At 44.9% G+C, this 16,379-nt stretch carries 16 protein-coding genes and 1 other RNA gene; 10 read left to right on the forward strand and 7 right to left on the reverse strand.

Features of this window, described 5'->3' with window-relative positions:
• Positions 1-46: 46 nt before the first annotated feature.
• Complete coding sequence (locus tag NHB35_RS02580; RefSeq protein ID WP_353432845.1) at positions 47-817, reverse strand: sulfurtransferase; 771 nt, start codon at positions 815-817, stop codon at positions 47-49.
• Positions 818-902: 85 nt separating this feature from the next.
• Between NHB35_RS02580 and NHB35_RS02585 the strand changes: the two genes are divergently transcribed.
• The 7 genes from NHB35_RS02585 (at position 903) to NHB35_RS02615 (ending at position 7,631) form a co-directional block, all read left to right on the forward strand.
• Positions 903-1,910, forward strand: coding sequence for a tripartite tricarboxylate transporter substrate binding protein (locus NHB35_RS02585; RefSeq protein WP_353432846.1), 1,008 nt, complete (start codon positions 903-905; stop codon positions 1,908-1,910).
• Positions 1,911-1,933: 23 nt separating this feature from the next.
• A complete protein-coding gene (locus NHB35_RS02590; protein WP_353432848.1) occupies positions 1,934-2,485 on the forward strand; it encodes a carboxymuconolactone decarboxylase family protein in 552 nt (183 codons plus the stop codon).
• A gap of 18 nt (positions 2,486-2,503) precedes the next feature.
• Positions 2,504-3,358, forward strand: a complete 855-nt coding sequence (locus tag NHB35_RS02595; protein ID WP_353432850.1) for a pirin family protein — start codon at positions 2,504-2,506, stop codon at positions 3,356-3,358.
• Positions 3,358-4,524, forward strand: a complete 1,167-nt coding sequence (locus NHB35_RS02600; RefSeq protein ID WP_353432851.1) for a class I SAM-dependent methyltransferase — start codon at positions 3,358-3,360, stop codon at positions 4,522-4,524. The genes NHB35_RS02595 and NHB35_RS02600 overlap by 1 nt, the downstream gene beginning before the upstream one ends.
• Positions 4,525-4,776: 252 nt before the next feature.
• Positions 4,777-5,277 carry an energy transducer TonB gene (locus tag NHB35_RS02605; protein ID WP_353432852.1) on the forward strand — a complete coding sequence of 167 codons (501 nt, stop codon included), beginning with the start codon at positions 4,777-4,779 and terminating at the stop codon, positions 5,275-5,277.
• Positions 5,278-5,280: 3 nt separating this feature from the next.
• The gene (locus NHB35_RS02610) at positions 5,281-5,460 is read left to right on the forward strand and encodes a hemin uptake protein HemP (RefSeq protein WP_353432853.1); all 180 of its coding nucleotides are present in this window, start codon (positions 5,281-5,283) and stop codon (positions 5,458-5,460) included.
• 83 nt (positions 5,461-5,543) lie between these two features.
• Positions 5,544-7,631, forward strand: a complete 2,088-nt coding sequence (locus tag NHB35_RS02615; protein WP_353432854.1) for a TonB-dependent receptor — start codon at positions 5,544-5,546, stop codon at positions 7,629-7,631.
• Positions 7,632-7,644: 13 nt separating this feature from the next.
• Here the strand turns inward: NHB35_RS02615 and NHB35_RS02620 are convergent, their stop codons facing one another.
• From NHB35_RS02620 to ompA, 6 genes are all read right to left on the reverse strand, one after another.
• A complete protein-coding gene (locus NHB35_RS02620; RefSeq protein WP_353433373.1) occupies positions 7,645-8,229 on the reverse strand; it encodes a mobile mystery protein B in 585 nt (194 codons plus the stop codon).
• The gene (locus tag NHB35_RS02625; protein WP_353432855.1) at positions 8,229-8,687 is read right to left on the reverse strand and encodes a mobile mystery protein A; all 459 of its coding nucleotides are present in this window, start codon (positions 8,685-8,687) and stop codon (positions 8,229-8,231) included. The genes NHB35_RS02620 and NHB35_RS02625 overlap by 1 nt, the downstream gene beginning before the upstream one ends.
• A gap of 167 nt (positions 8,688-8,854) precedes the next feature.
• Positions 8,855-9,213, reverse strand: a transfer-messenger RNA (tmRNA) gene (ssrA, locus tag NHB35_RS02630).
• A 64-nt stretch (positions 9,214-9,277) separates the two neighbouring features.
• Complete coding sequence (locus NHB35_RS02635; RefSeq protein ID WP_353432856.1) at positions 9,278-9,958, reverse strand: HAD-IA family hydrolase; 681 nt, start codon at positions 9,956-9,958, stop codon at positions 9,278-9,280.
• Positions 9,955-10,644 carry a bifunctional 2-polyprenyl-6-hydroxyphenol methylase/3-demethylubiquinol 3-O-methyltransferase UbiG gene (gene ubiG, locus NHB35_RS02640; protein ID WP_353432857.1) on the reverse strand — a complete coding sequence of 230 codons (690 nt, stop codon included), beginning with the start codon at positions 10,642-10,644 and terminating at the stop codon, positions 9,955-9,957. Before ubiG ends, NHB35_RS02635 begins: the two co-directional genes overlap by 4 nt.
• A 98-nt stretch (positions 10,645-10,742) precedes the next feature.
• Entirely contained in the window at positions 10,743-11,318 is a 576-nt protein-coding gene (ompA, locus tag NHB35_RS02645; protein ID WP_353432858.1) for an outer membrane protein OmpA, read from the reverse strand.
• Positions 11,319-11,477: 159 nt separating this feature from the next.
• Here ompA and gyrA point away from each other — a divergent pair, with 159 nt between their 5' ends.
• Genes gyrA through pheA form a run of 3 tightly spaced genes read left to right on the forward strand, consistent with a single transcriptional unit; the run spans position 11,478 to position 16,352 of the window.
• The gene (gene gyrA / locus NHB35_RS02650) at positions 11,478-14,171 is read left to right on the forward strand and encodes a DNA gyrase subunit A (RefSeq protein ID WP_353432859.1); all 2,694 of its coding nucleotides are present in this window, start codon (positions 11,478-11,480) and stop codon (positions 14,169-14,171) included.
• Between the two features lie 4 nt (positions 14,172-14,175).
• Entirely contained in the window at positions 14,176-15,273 is a 1,098-nt protein-coding gene (gene serC, locus NHB35_RS02655) for a 3-phosphoserine/phosphohydroxythreonine transaminase (RefSeq protein ID WP_353432860.1), read from the forward strand.
• Positions 15,273-16,352, forward strand: a complete 1,080-nt coding sequence (gene pheA, locus NHB35_RS02660) for a prephenate dehydratase (protein ID WP_353432861.1) — start codon at positions 15,273-15,275, stop codon at positions 16,350-16,352. Before serC ends, pheA begins: the two co-directional genes overlap by 1 nt.
• Positions 16,353-16,379 lie beyond the last annotated feature (27 nt).

Genomic DNA, 16,379 nt, shown 5'->3' on the forward strand with positions numbered 1-16,379 from the left:
TTTGTAAAGCTTGGCTATTTTACTATTTATGACTGATTTTGGTGTTTTAGCTAGTTTTGATGTTTTTGCGAGTAGAACGTTCCAGAGGGATTGAGTCAAGAGTGGGTTCTAGGGCCTCACGCGTGTCAAAAACAAAGCAACTACCTTGATAATGTGCTGATCCTACCTCTTCAAAATACTTCAGAATGCCGCCCTCCAGTTGGTAGCTGTGCTCCATACCAATTTCTCGCATGTACAGACCAGACTTTTCGCAGCGAATTCCACCAGTACAAAAACTCACCAATGTTTTATCTGCTAATTCGTCTTTGTGCGCAGAAATGGCAGCAGGGAACTCGGTAAATTTTTCAATATTGAAATGCAAAGCATTTTTAAATGTGCCGTAGTCGACTTCAAATGCGTTACGAGTATCAATCATGACTACAGGCCGACCAATATCATCCGTTCCACGATCTAGCCATTCTTGTAATTTTTTCGGCGAGATGAAATTCGCGCGACCTTTCTCTGGCTGAATGGTGGGGTGATTCATGCGAATAATTTCATTTTTGAGTTTGATCAGCATTTTCTTAAAAGGCTGCTCATCCGACCAGCTTTCTTTTGCCTCAAGAGGGGCAAAGCGTGGGTCAGCGCGAAGCCAATCTAGAAATCCGCGAAGTGCATCGGGCTTGCCAGCCAAAAACATATTGATACCTTCGCCGGTAAGCAAAATCGTTCCTTTGAGTTCACGGGCATTACATTCATCGAGCATTTTTGCGCGCAGTTCTGGCAGCGCATCAAGGCTTACAAATAGATAGGCGGCAATATTGAGTATGGGTTTCATATGTTTCTTTTGCTGACTTAGCTATTATCGAGCAAATAGCCCCAATGGGTGGTAATCTTCCTGATTCACTATAGGAGACAAACCCATGAAACTGACGGCTCAATTTGGCTTTAAAGCCCTTCAGAACATGCTGGCCTTGGCATTATTTGCATTGGGCGCCAGTACCTTAGCTTTTGCCCAACCATCTGGTGCTTGGCCTACACAAAAACCCATTCGCTTAATTGCAGTATTTCCGCCTGGAGGCTCTGTTGATCAAGTAGCCCGTATTTTGGCACCTGCTTTGCAAGCAGAATTAAAGCAAAACGTCATCGTTGAAAACATCGGTGGTGCATCTGGTGTTATTGGTACTTCTGCCATGACGCGCTCAGATCCTGATGGCTATACATTTGCCGTGGTCTTTGACACTCACGGCGTTAACCCCAGTCTGAAAGACAAGCTTCCCTATGACACGATCAAAGATATTGCTCCTGTCATTTTGGTGGGTACTTCACCGATGGTGTTAGTGGCAAGTAAAAATTCTGGCATTACTAGCTTTAAGCAGTTAGTAGATCAATCTAAAGCGGGCAAAAAATTTAGTTATGGCTCAATTGGTATTGGAAGCCTTGGTCACCTAGCAATGGCGCGTCTAGCCAAGCAGGCTGGATTTGATTGGAATCATATCCCTTATCGTGGTGGTGGCCCATTAATGCAGGATGCATTGGGCGGTCAAGTAGAGCTGGCTGTGGGATCAGAGTTCTTAGTGAAACCTCATATTGAAAGCGGTGGCGTTATTCCGTTAGTGATTACTACTGCAAAACGTTCTCCTGCTTTGCCTAATGTTCCAACGATTTCTGAGAGTGGCTTCCCTGGCTTTAGTGCTCCTGCTTGGTGGGCGGTTTTAGCTCCAGGTAAAACACCTCCAGCAGTAATTGATGCCATGAATAAAGCCTTGAATAAAGCACTCAAAAATCCTGCTGTGGCTGCAAAATTTAAAGCCCAAGGTATTGAAGTGGTCGGCGGTAGCCCAGAAACTTTGCGCGACTTCATCGGCAAGCAAATCGCTATTTGGGGCAAGTTCGTCATTGAAAACAATATTAAAGAAACAGCTCAATAAGAGTTAACTCAACAAAGGTATTTATGTCAGAACGATTAATTCCTTATCAGCCAATGGATTTGGCTGAGCCAGCCGAGTTAGTCGCTGCGATTCGTAAGCGACGCGGTGGTCAATTTATTAATTTGGATCGCATGTTATTGCATAGCGTTCCCATTGCCGAAGGTTGGAATCATTTCATTGGTGAAATTCGTAATAACTTATCGCTGGATCCAAAGCTGCGCGAGTTGGCGATGTGTGGTGTAGCTGTTTTGAACGGCGCTGAGTATGAGTTTTTCCATCATGCGCCTCCTTTCAAAAAGGCTGGTGGCACCGAAGAGCAAGTTCAGGCATTGCGTTTAATTGGGCAAGCAAACTTTCCAAAGGGTCTATTTACCCAGCTTGAGAATGATGCGGCAGATCTGACATTTCAGATGACGCGTAACATCAAGGTTGATCCTGAATTAATGAGGCGCATACAAAAAGCATTGGGCAGCACGGATACCGTTGAGTTGGTGACAGTGATTGCCGCATATAACATGGTCTCGCGCTTCTTAATTGCCTTGGATGTTAATCCAGAAGACCATCCACCTGCATAATCGAAAGAAGGGCGCATCATGATTCGCAATATTCAAACGGTCATTCCTGGCATTGCGACCTCAGATGGTGCGGGAGTGAAGTTACGTCGCAGCCTTGGTGGTCAGCAGCAAGTTCGATTAGATCCATTCTTGATGTTGGATGAGTTTTCATCAAACGATCCCAATGATTATGTTGCTGGCTTTCCGCCGCATCCCCATCGTGGTTTTGAAACAGTAACCTATATGCTTGAAGGCCATATGCTTCATGAGGATCATTTGGGTAACCAAGGACATCTGAAGACTGGTGGCGTGCAATGGATGACGGCAGGGCGCGGCATTATTCACTCGGAGATGCCTCAGCAGGTAAGCGGAGCAATGCGGGGATTTCAGTTGTGGATTAACTTGCCAGCCAAAGAGAAGATGAAGCCAGCGGGTTATCAAGACATCCAGGAAGAAAATATTCCCAAAGTATCACTTGAGGATGGCACTTACGTGAAAGTCATTGCTGGTACCTATCGGGATGACAATCAAACCATCACAGGGCCAATACAGGGGATCAGTACTGCACCTGTATTTTTGGATGTACATCTACCCTCAAATACCGATTTTGAATACCCTCTCGCAAAGGAGCTCAATGCCTTTGTGTATATCTATGAAGGCGCCCTAGAAATTGGCAGCCCCCTGAAAGCTGCACCCAAGCAAGCTGCAATTGTCTTGGATGAAGGTGATCAACTCAAAGCAAAGGCGGGTGCCGATGGTGCGCGGTTCATTGTTTTGGCTGCATTGCCTTTGCATGAACCAATCGTGCAATATGGCCCATTTGTCATGAACACGCGCGCTGAGATCGAGCAAGCTATTGATGATTATCAAAACAATCGTTTTGCGGTCTCTTAATGCTTTATTGGAATGAGGGCGGGCAACAATGCTTCGCAAGATGGCATTCTGAAAACGGGATAGCGGCCCATCAAAAAATTCAGATTGGTGATGACACCTTAACTGCAGATGTAGCTTACCGTTTGGCTTGCGAGGGTACAGCCATTTTGTATCGAGGTGATTTCCAAAATGCTAGGCAGTTGTTACAAGCTCTAGTACGAAGGGTAGATAAACCTTCCAAGAAGTCGAAAAGAGTAAATAAAGGTTCTAAAAATGGGGAGACTAGAGAAAAAACTCCTTTAGATCTTTTCAACTTGCACCGCCTATCTCAATCGCAGCGGGCGCGTATTTTGGGAATGTTGTTGATTCAGATCGAGGCAGATCATTCTATCCCGCTTAGACGTGCGCCAGATGTCGCTCAAGCCTGTCTGGAGGCATATGGCCCACAAACACAGTCTTACGTAATTTCTTTGCGAGAGCTCTTGGGGGTTATTAGTGCTCATGAGTGGCGCAAGAAGGGTGTTCCTATCCTCGTTAGGGATGATGAAGAGATCCGCATTCATCCACACTATGGTGTGTTCTCTCCAATTCGTGGTGAATATATTGAACTCGTCTTAAAAGCACCTTTACCTAAAGCGCTTATCGAAAGCTCAACAGCATTTGATATTGGAGTGGGCACCGGAGTTTTGTCTGTTGTGTTGGCAATACGAGAAATTCAAAACATCATTGCAACAGATCAAGATGATCGAGCCATTACTTGTGCCAAAGAAAATATTGATCGTCTTGGCCTAAGCAATCAAGTGAAGATTCAGAAAACTCATTTATTTCCTGATGGTAAGGCTGCACTCATCGTCTGCAATCCACCTTGGTTGCCTGCTAGACCTAGTTCTTCTCTGGAGCATGCGGTATATGACCCTGGTAGCCAGATGCTTAAAGGCTTTTTGGGTGGCTTAAGAAAACATCTTTTGCTCGAAGGTGAGGGCTGGTTAATTCTTTCAGATATAGCTGAGCATCTTGGTTTACGCACTCGAGAAGAGTTGCTGGGCTGGATCGATGCCGCAGGTTTGAGTGTAATTGCACGCTTGGATACCAAACCGCATCATCCAAAAGCATTTGATCAAACAGACGCTTTGTATATGGCAAGATCTAAAGAGATCACCAGTCTTTGGCGTCTAGGGATAAAGTGATAAAAATATCCCTAGAGCTTCTATCCTCGTTCATCTCATGGTTGTTAATCGCCTACTTCATTCATAAAATTATGCCAACTGCTGAAATTTAAGCAGGTCTTATTGAGATGCGTGTGGCGTAGTTACACATCTCTCGTAGTGCATGATTGATTTGTTCGAGGCTTAAATTTGTACCGTAGTTCACAAAATCAAAATTACTTAGCAGTTCTTTTCGTCATCTTCATTCATGTTTTGCTTTTATTGGGAGCATTCATGTTCGATATACGAAAGAGGGAGGTATTAGATTTTGGATCGACAACAGGACCTATATTTGTGCACTTGCACCAAAGCGTCAAGTTAAAAACCCAAGCGAGACATGATGATGCTGTAGTTCTTGACCCTAGAGCGCTCAATAATCAAAAATCAGCCGATACAGAAAGTGAATCCATCCCTAAGCTTCCCAGTTTAGGTGGTACGGCTGCAATTCGTAATATGAGTGATTTACGCCCAACAAAAATTGACGGCCCCAAGCCTCACTACCCAATCGCCAGTAGGCGGTTAAGGGAAGAAGGGGAGGTTTTAGTGAGGCTATGCATAGACTCTAGCGGTGCAGTAGAAACTGCGCAGATTCAAAAAAGTTCTGGCTATCGAAACCTAGATCACTCCGCCTTAAGTGCATTATCAAAATGGCGTTTTTTAACCCCATACCAATTAATCAATAATGACCTCGCAGAGTGTTTTCGTTTTCCAGTGCGTTTCACCTTAGAAGGTTGATGAATGGTTAATATTTCAGAGCCTATTTTTGAGAGTGTGGCAAAGCAAGCCAAGTCAGAGCTTCCCAAAACAATTTCTAGTGTCGCCCTACTGGGGAAACAGAATCAAATTTATATTGTTCATGATGGCCAGCGATATCTGCTACGCATCACGAAGTTAAGGAAGCTTATTCTCACTAAATAATTTTTAACAATTTATTAGCCAGCAACAGCATTTTCATATGCACATAGCCAGCGATTTTTTACTAATGTCACTGGAGGTTGTATATGAAACATCAGTTTATTGGGGGATCTTTTGGCGATCGTAATAAGATTGCTTGGATATCATCTATCGCACTGCTTTATGGAAGTATTTTTTCAGGTTCTGTAAAGGCGCGTGATGCAGAATTACCAAGGATCGATATTGTTGGCAGAGAAGAAAGTGCGGTACATAAGATTCCTGGCACAGTTGATGTTATTTCAGAGAAACAACTTGAAATACTGCAGGCGCCATCACTTCAGGATGCCTTAAGAACCGTTCCAGGTGTCAATATCAGAGGGGATGAGGGTGGTCTTGGATCTATTCCGAACATCGGATTACGTGGTCTAAATCCGAGTCGTAGCTCCAAGGTACCTCTTTTGGAGGATGGTGCCCCAATTCAGCCGAGTTTATTTATCTCAAATGCCTCTTACTACAGCCCTCCAATCGATCGAATTAGTAGCATCGAAGTTTTAAAGGGTGCCTCTGGCTTGCAGTACGGACCCTCTAATATTGGCGGTGTTATTAATTATCTTAGTAAAACACCTGCATCAGGCATTAAATTGACTGGCAAAGTTGGCAACTTTGGGTACCGACTCGCAGAGCTGGAAGCTGGAGGCAAATCTGATGCGAATGGGGCAATTGGTGGCATCAACCTCATTCAATCTGAATCAAATGGGTATCAAAATAATGGATTTAAGATGTATGACGTATTAGTCAAAGGCGGTCTACAAATTGATCAGAATCAGTGGTTAAGTCTTAAATACACTCACTACGATAACAACATCAATACTTCTTATGTTGGGCTTCGTCCTAATCAGTATGCCGCCAACTCTGGCATAAACCCAGCTCCCAATGATCGATTTATTACTCAGAGAAACGCGGTAGATATTAACCATTCTCTCGAGATTAATTCAGACACCAAGCTCAATACATTGCTGTATTGGAGCAAATTAGACCGAGATTATTGGAGGCAATCTATTCTGGATCGCAATCAAGATGCAACTGTGTTTAAGCCATGCAACACAGGTGCCGACTGTCAGGCTGGGCGAAATCGAGAGTTTCAGATGTTAGGTTTAGATTCGCGTTTGACTCATGGATATAAAGCCCTTGGTATCGCAAATGAGATGGAATTGGGGGTTCGATTGCACACGGAGTCGCAGTCAAATCAAGTGGAGACATCTCAAACTCTAGCTCACTCAGGTCGATTGACTTTGCACGAGGAGAATAAGGCTAACTCGATTGCCCTGTATGCTCAAAATCGATTTTTAATCACGCCAGATTTTGCAATTATTCCAGGTGTTCGTGTTGAGAGCTACAACCAAACTCGATCAAATGTTCTCACCAATAAAAGTGGTAGCGCTAAGAATATAGAAACTGTCCCACAGATTGGTGCTACTTGGCAATTAATTCCCCAAGCGCAGATCTACAGCAGTATCTATAAAGGCTTTGCACCTGCGCAATTGGCTACAGCTATTGATGACAAAGGAGTAGATCAGCAGCTTGCACCAGAGCGTTCTACCAATATGGAATTTGGATTAAGGGGTCGTTCTGGTGGTTTTTCATATGACTCTGCTGTATTCAGTATGGATTTCAGCAACCAAATTGTGAATCAAAGTCTTGCCTCTGGTATGTCCAAGGCTAATGGAGGACAGAGCCTGCATCAGGGAGCTGAACTATCTCTGGGGTATGAGATTGGTGGGGGTTGGAGCATCAACACAAACGCGACATATATTCCAGTTGCGCGGTTTGTTGGAACCAATTCTTTAGGTAAAGATGGGAAACGTATTCCGTATACGCCAGAGTTAACTTCCAATTTTGGTGTTAATTATCAAAAGAATGGGTTTAATACTTTGCTATCGCTGAACTATGTCTCAACTCAATATGCGGATTCTGCTAATACCGTTGCACAAAATGCAATTGGCACTATTGGTGAGGTACCAGCTTTTGCCACAGTAAATTGGAGCGTTAACTACGACATTAATAAGGCCTGGAAAGTATTTGGTGTGGTGAACAATCTTTTTGATAAAAGATATATTGCCAGCCGAAGTCCCGATGGTATTTTTCCAGGTGCGCCGCTTAATTTTCAAGCAGGCATGAGTTATCAATTTAATTGAGTGCGAAAAATGATTACGCTCTTGCAAATCTGAGTAGTGGTTTTATATCGCCTGCGTCTGCAGTGCGAAGGGCTGACAGATAGTTTTGACGTGTAATGCTTGGGGTAGCAATTGATGTATTAGCACCCCAAGAAAATCTTTCGCCACCAAGATTCATTATTAAAGCATCAGCTATTAAGCGGGCATGGCGTCCATTACCGTTTGGAAATAAATGAATTAGTATTAGTCGATGATGAAAGCGGACTACGATTTCATCGATAGACATCACGCAATGTTCTATTTGATAGGTGATGTCATCTAAAAGATCTCTGAGGGCAACAGAGATTTGCGCCCAATCAATGCCAATGCTTTTATCGCTTTTTCTGAATGAGCCAGCCCATTGCCATGTTTGGTTAAACATGCGCCTATGTAATTCGCGTACCAGACTTTCATTTAAATTCTGAGCTAGCTTCTGACGGCTAATCCAAGCGGCGCCCTCGACAATATTTAATTCTTCCCAAGCATTCAGGTCTGCTTGAGTGTGAATATGTTTTGGAATTAAGCCAAGAGCCTCATCCGGATCAATCGGAGTTGCTCCTGGTGGATATTGAAATTGCATCACCACAAATTCCTTCTAGGGCCATCCAAAATCTCTTTTGCGAGGAGCTGGAGCTGCTTTTCATTGGAAGACTGATCAACTGCCTGATCCTCAAGGCCCATTGAATGAGAAACAGGACGCAATTTATCCCGCGCAACTGCCATTGCGCGATCCTCCAAGATTTCCTCTAAAGATTTACGCGGTATTAGGGCGTATTGCAGCTCACAATCCAGTGCGTTAGCCAGTTTGCGTAGGCTTTGCAAGGTAATCTTCTCATCAACCTCGGCTTTTTCTAGCTTAATAATGCTGGCAGGCGTAACGCCTAATTTGCGCGCTAATGCGGATGCAGACATCCCCAAAGATTCACGAATAGCCTTAACCCACCCATTACTAGGCGGGCTTGGGGGGCGAGCATCCCTTAACTTAGTAAGGGTGGAATTGATTTGATGGAGTTGCAAATTGGCAAATTTATTCTTCATATTGATACCTATAGGTATAACTTAATAAGTTAAATTATAGCCTATAAGTATAAATTAAATAGTATATTTTATGCCTATAAGTATCAAATTTATACAAAAATTAGGGTTTGAGCTCAAATTACAACGCCACCATAGTGGGTGGCGTTGGGCTGTTACAGACTTCAAAATGGTGGAGTCGGCGGGAATCGAACCCGCGTCCGCAAATCCTCCACAACAAGTTCTACATACTTAGTCATATCATTTAATTTAATCAGCTAGACACGGACTGACACGTTTCTCGCCGACGATTCACTTGGTTTTCGTACTATTCTTCGTGACACAAAATAGTCTTATCTCTTGTATATGACCCTGATGTAGCTTGCGCTACCTGACCCAAGAGAGAATCAGTTCAGGGGCAACCGCAATTAAGCGGCTAGTGCGTAACGTTCGTCGTTAGCAGTTATTACATTCCCATTGATTTACGAGATAACGGGTCCTCGGTATGCCCTTGATGCTTTGCAATCCACGTCGAAACCATGTCGACCCCGGAGTTCACGCATAAGAATCTCTATTTTAAAGCCGCTAGCCTTAAATTGCTTGCGAATGTTGCTTTAATCCCTATTGGGAAAAATGATGTTGACTAACTCCAGAGGAGAATTGATGAGGTAATCCGCTCCCCAGGCTTCTGGTGGTTCTTTGCAGCCACAATATCCATATGCCGCTGCTACAGTTTTCATGCCAGCAGCTTTCCCAGCAATAACATCTCGAATATCGTCGCCAACATAAAGTGATTTTATAGGGTCAATATTGGCTAATCTAGCTGCGTGCAAGATCGGCTCTGGATGTGGTTTAGAGTGTGGCGTGGTGTCGCCAGAGACAGTAGAAGCCGATCTCTCATGAAGGCCCATGAGCTCAACTAATGGGTTGGTAAAGCGCTGGCTTTTATTAGTCACGATTCCCCAGGGGAGATTGGCTTGATCCATTTGATCCAATAAGTGATCAATATCTTCAAACAATTTGCTTTCAACTAGCAACGCTTTCTCATAATTGGAGAAGAATTCATCTCTTAAGGTGACGAAATCTGGGTGGTCTGTGCCGATCCCAAAAGCGCCCTCTAGCAATCCTCGCGCTCCTGCAGAGGCATAAGGCCGAAGGAATTGATAAGGCTTGGGATCTAAATTGCGGGCTGTTAGAAGCTTGTTTGTGGCCGCTACTAGGTCTGGGGCGGTATCCGCTAAGGTTCCATCTAAGTCAAAAAACACCCCATGAAAGGGGCTGCTAAAACTGCTCATTTACGAACCGCAATCATGTAGTTCACATCTACATCATCGCTGAGGCTGTAGACCTGAGTGAGAGGGTTGTAGCCCAAACCTTTTATACCGAGCATTTGCAATCCTGCCTGACGCGTAAACGCAACTAACTCCGAAGGCTTAATGAATTTAGCGTATTCATGCGTACCTTTAGGTAGTAACTTCAGAATGTATTCAGCTCCAACAATGGCAAATAAGTAAGACTTTGGATTTCGGTTTAGGGTGCTGAAAAATAAAGTGCCCCCTGGTTTGCATAGTTTGGCACATGCACGGACTACAGATGCAGGATCAGGTACATGTTCAAGCATTTCCATGCAGGTAACTACGTCATATTGTTCAGGTTGCTCATCTGCTAAATCTTCTGCAGAGATTGAGCGATAGATGAGCTTAGCGCCAACTTCTAATGCATGAAGCTCGGCGACTTTGAGCGCTTTTTCAGATAAATCGATGCCAGTTGTATCTGCACCAGATTGAGAAATAGATTCAGCCAAGATGCCACCACCGCAACCTACATCAACTACTTTTTTATTCTCAAGCGACACAAATGATTTAATCCAATTTAAACGCAATGGGTTAATCGCATGCAATGGTTTGAACTCGCTATTGGGATCCCACCAACGATGGGCTAGGGCGCTAAATTTGGCGATTTCTGATTGATCGACGTTCATGTTGGACTTGTACTTAATGCAAAAAGAATGTGTATGTGATGAATATAGCGGAAATAAAAAAGCCCGCTGTAAGCGGGCTTTTTTACAAGTAAAAAGAATTACTTAGCTGCTGTACCAACAACTTCGATGTCTGTACGGCGGTTCTTAGCACGGCCTTCAGCAGTTGCGTTTGATGCAACTGGATTGCTCTTGCCCTTAGATTCTGTGTAGATGCGGCTACCGTCAACACCCTTGCTTACGAGGTATGTCTTAACAGATTGAGCACGACGCTGACCGAGAGCCATGTTGTATGCATCTGTACCAACGCTGTCTGTGTTACCAACAGCAATGATCACTTCCAACTTGATTTTCTTCAAGTCAGCAGCGATTTTGTCCAATGTAGCCATTCCTTCTGGCTTCAAAGTTGCTTTGTCAAAATCATAAAGTGTGTCAGCTTGCAAAGTGATTTTGCTTTGGCTAACGCCAGCAGCTGCAGTACCAGCAGTCAATGCACCGTCACAACCCTTAGCTGCAGTAGCAGGTGTCCAGTTGTTATCGCGCCAGCACAATTGGCCATCACCGTTTTTCCAGGCTGTACCAGTTGAGTTGACCCAGTTGTCAACGTTTTGAGCTGAAGCAGCAGTAGCGGCAACAGTAATTACACCAGCAAGTACCAGTTTTAGGGTTTTGTTCATTTTTAGTCCTCAAAAATCTCTTTTTTAATTAAAGTCAAACTTAAATGTAATTCGCCCTACCTTAAAGCTAAAACTGCAAAGCGACACATCTCAATTTCGTACAAACTGACAGAATCTTAGCATAGCGCCCCTCTGTCATCAAAATGATATTATTTCTAGATGGAACAAGCCGCTAAAGAAACACTACCAATATCCCTCGAAGACGAAATGCGGCGGTCCTATTTGGACTACGCAATGAGCGTCATCGTCGGCAGAGCCCTGCCAGACGTGCGTGACGGCCTCAAACCGGTGCACCGCCGGGTCTTGTATGCGATGTATGAATTAAACAACGATTGGAACCGAGCTTACAAAAAATCTGCCCGTATAGTTGGCGATGTGATCGGTAAATACCATCCGCACGGTGATTCTGCGGTGTATGACACCATCGTTCGTATGGCCCAGGATTTCTCTCTGCGCTATATGCTGGTTGACGGCCAGGGTAACTTTGGCTCTGTAGACGGCGATAACGCTGCTGCAATGCGATATACCGAGATTCGTCTGCGTAAGATCGCCCATGAGCTTTTGGCCGATTTAGACAAGGAAACCGTCGATTTTGGGCCAAATTACGATGGTAGCGAGAAAGAACCCCTGATTTTGCCGGCCAAAGTGCCAAATTTGCTGATAAATGGCAGTTCTGGCATTGCTGTGGGCATGGCAACCAACATTCCTCCCCATAACCTGGATGAGGTGATTTCAGCCTGTTTGCACGTACTTCACAACCCAGAATGCTCAATTGATGAGCTGATTGAGATCATTCCAGCCCCGGATTTCCCGACCGCTGGCATTATTTACGGTCTTCAGGGGGTTCGTGAGGGCTACCGTACAGGCCGTGGCCGCGTAGTGATGCGCGCTAAGACCCATTTTGAGGACTTGGACAAAGGATCCCGTCAGGCCATCATCGTGGATGAGTTGCCTTACCAGGTAAACAAGAAAAACTTGCTTGAGCGAATTGCTGAGCTAGTGAATGAGAAAAAAATTGAAGGCATTTCTGATTTACGTGATGAATCAGATAAATCTGGCATGCGCGTTGTGATTGAACTCAAGCGTGGCGAAGTGCCTGAAGTCGTTCTCAATAATTTATACAAGAGCACTCAATTACAAGATAACTTCGGCATGAACATGGTGGCTTTGGTAGATAACCAACCACGTTTGTTGAACCTGAAGCAAATGCTTGAGTACTTCTTGCAACATCGTCGTGAAGTAGTTACACGTCGTACGATTTTTGAATTACGCAAAGCGCGTGAGCGTGGTCACGTTCTTGAAGGTTTGGCTGTTGCATTAGCAAACATTGATGAGTTCATCGCAATTATTAAAGCGGCTGCAAACCCTGTCATTGCTAAGCAAGAGTTGATGGGTAAGGCTTGGGATTCTTCTATGGTGCGCGAGATGTTGGCACGCGCTGAGAGTGATACTCCAGGTGGTCGCAACGCTTATCGTCCAGAAGGTTTGTTGCCTGAGTACGGCATGCAAAGTACTGGTCTCTATCGTCTTTCTGATAGCCAAGCGCAAGAAATTTTGCAAATGCGTTTGCAACGTTTGACTGGTCTTGAGCAAGACAAGATTGTTAACGAGTACAAAGAAGTGATGGCGGAAATTGCTGACTTGTTGGATTTGTTAGCAAAGCCAGAACGCGTGACCCAAGTGATTGAAGATGAACTGAAAGAAGTTCAATCTGAATTTGGTGCCGCCGGCACAGATAACGGTCGTCGTTCATTCATTGAGATGAATGCAACCGAGCTCTTCACTGAAGATTTGATCACTCCACAAGATATGGTGGTGACACTTTCTCATACTGGTTACATGAAGAGTCAGCCTCTGAGCGAATACCGCGCACAAAAACGCGGTGGTCGCGGTAAGCAAGCTGCAGCTACAAAAGACGAGGATTGGATTGACACTCTGTTCGTGGCGAATACGCATGACACGATCTTGTGCTTCTCTGATCGTGGCCGCATGTACTGGCTCAAAGTGTGGGAGGTTCCACAAGGTAGTCGTACATCGCGTGGTAAGCCAATCGTCAACATGTTCCCATTGATTGAAGGTGAAAAGATCACCGTGATTCTGCCGATTAAGGGCTATCAAGATGATCACTATGTATTCATGGCTACTCGTCTAGGTACAGTGAAGAAGACACGCTTGTCTGACTTCTCTAACCCACGTAAAGCCGGCATTATTGCGGTTGACCTCAACGAAAATGATTTCTTAGTGGGCGCTGCGATTACCGATGGTCAGCATGACGTAATGTTGTTCTCTGATGCAGGTAAAGCAGTTCGCTTTGATGAAAACGATGTGCGCCCAATGGGCCGTACCGCACGCGGTGTGCGCGGTATGAACTTAGGCGAAGGACATCAAGTGATTGCCATGTTGGTAGCGCCTGCAGAAGCTGCAGAGGGCGCGCAAATAGCGGTAGTTGATGAGAATGGCGTTGCTATTCCAAGCAGCGTACTAACTGCTACAGAAAATGGTTATGGCAAGCGCACTCCAATCGCTGAATACACGCGTCATGGTCGCGGTACTAAAGGCATGATTGCGATCCAGACAACTGAGCGTAACGGTAAGGTAGTTGCAGCAGCACTAGTATCACCAGAAGATCAAATTATGTTGATTACTACTGGTGGCGTTTTAGTTCGCACTCGCGTCTCTGAGATTCGTGAGATGGGTCGCGCTACTCAAGGTGTTACCTTGATAAACGTCGACGAAGGCACCCGTTTATCTGGCTTGCAGCGAATTGCTGAGAGTGACTCAGATGAGGAGGGTGCTGACGATGCTGAAGATGGCGATGCATCTACGGATCCAGTAGCTGATCAAGACCAGTAAGGCGATGACTTTCGATCACCGCATCTTCAATTTCGCTGCGGGGCCTGCTACCTTGCCTGAAGAGGTATTGAAGCAGGCTGCGGATGAGATGTTGAATTGGCGCGGGCTTGGTACAAGCGTGATGGAAATTAGTCATCGCAGCAAAGAGTTCATGGAAGTCTATGAAGAGACTTTGCAAGATCTCCGCACCTTAATGCGCATACCTGATACCTATGAGATCTTGCTTTTGCAAGGTGGTGGTCTTGGACAAAATGCAGCGATTCCAATGAACTTGATGCCCTTGGCAAAGAATGGTCCCAAGGCGGATTTTTTAGTGACTGGTATTTGGTCTGAAAAATCTTACAAAGAAGCACAAAAGTACGGTACTGCAAATTTAGCGGCATCATCCGCTGCAGAAAAATTTAATACGATCCCGCCAAGATCGAGTTGGAAATTATCCAGTGATGCTGCCTATGTGCATTACTGTGCCAATGAAACCATTGGTGGCGTTGAGTTTCCTGATGTACCGGATGTGGGAAGTATTCCTTTGGTTGCTGATATCTCAAGCAACATGCTCTCCAAAGAGATGGATGTAAATAAGTGCGCTGTTTGGTTTGGTGGCGCGCAAAAAAATATTGGCCCCTCTGGTGTCACGATTGTGATTATTCGCAAGGATCTAATCGGTCACAGTATGGGTATTACCCCAACCATTTGGGATTGGGCTATACAAGCCAATACACAATCAATGATCAATACGCCTCCTACATTTGCCATTTATATGGCAGGCCTTGGGTTTAAGTGGCTCTTAAAACAGGGTGGCGTAAAAGCAATTGAAAAACGTAATCAAGAAAAAGCAGATTTGCTCTATCAGTTCATTGATCAAAGCAGTTTGTATGAAAACCGCGTTACCAAAGAATATCGTTCACGCATGAATGTGACTTTCTTCTTGAAAGACGAAAATTTGAATGCGGAGTTTTTGGCGCAATCGAATGCTGCAGGTTTGGTGGCTTTGCGCGGCCACAAAGCAGCAGGTGGTATGCGCGCCAGTATTTACAACGCAATGCCGATTGAGGGTGTAAAAGCCCTAGTTGAATTTATGCGCGACTTTGAAAGGCGGGCTTAATGAGCACTGAAGAACAGCGCCTAGCGCCATTACGTGAAAAAATAGACGCCTTAGATGCCCAGATTTTAGATTTGCTAACGCAGCGTGCTAAAGCGGCTCAAGAAGTGGGTCACGTCAAAGGTGGATTCTCCTCGCCGGTATTTCGTCCAGAGCGCGAACGTCAAGTTGTTGCGCGCTTACAAGAGATTAATCAAGGTCCTTTGTTGACTGACGGCATTGCTGCCATCTGGCGCGAAGTTATGTCTGCTTGCCGCGCCTTAGAAGCGCGCCAAACAATTGCGTATCTCGGACCGGTAGGGACATTTTCTGAGCAAGCGGCACAGACCTATTTTGGCCACTCAATTGCTGGCTTACCTTGTGCTAGCTTGGATGAGGTATTTAAGTCGGTTGAGAAGGGTGCGGCGCAATTTGGGGTTGTGCCTGTTGAAAATTCAAGTGAAGGTGCCATCTCACGCACGCTTGATTTGTTATTGGATTCTTCCATGCGAATCAGTGGAGAAGTTGTTCTGCCTATTCGCCATCACCTGTTAACAAAGAGTGGCAACTTAGATGGTGTGACTACAGTATGTGCACATGCGCAGGCTTTAGCTCAATGTCAGCAGTGGTTAAGCGTACATGCGCCACAGTTAAAGCGCCAAGCTGTCAGCAGTAATGCTGAGGCGGCCCGTTTGGCTGCGAATGATCCAACATTGGCTGCTATTGCTGGTGATCCCGCACAAGAAGCCTATGGTTTACAAGCAGTAGCTGCGCAAATTCAGGATGATCCACACAATCGCACCCGCTTTGTAATTGTGGGTAACTATGCTTGCCAACCCACAGGAAAAGATCAAACATCATTAGTACTGTCTGTGGATAACCAGCCAGGTGCAGTACATCGTTTGCTAGCCCCATTGGCAAAACATGGCGTTTCTATGAACCGCTTTGAGTCTCGTCCAGCGCGCAAAGGCACTTGGGAATATCACTTCTATATTGATATTGCTGGTCATGCTGATGATGCGAAGGTAGTTGCTGCTTTAAATGAGCTAAAGGAAGTGGCTGCGTTTTATAAGAATCTTGGCTCTTATCCTCATTCTGCGTAAGCAAGTGCCTAGTAGTTTTTAAAAGAT

This window comes from Polynucleobacter sp. MWH-UH23A (assembly GCF_040409805.1).
Classification (GTDB): Bacteria; Pseudomonadota; Gammaproteobacteria; order Burkholderiales; family Burkholderiaceae; genus Polynucleobacter.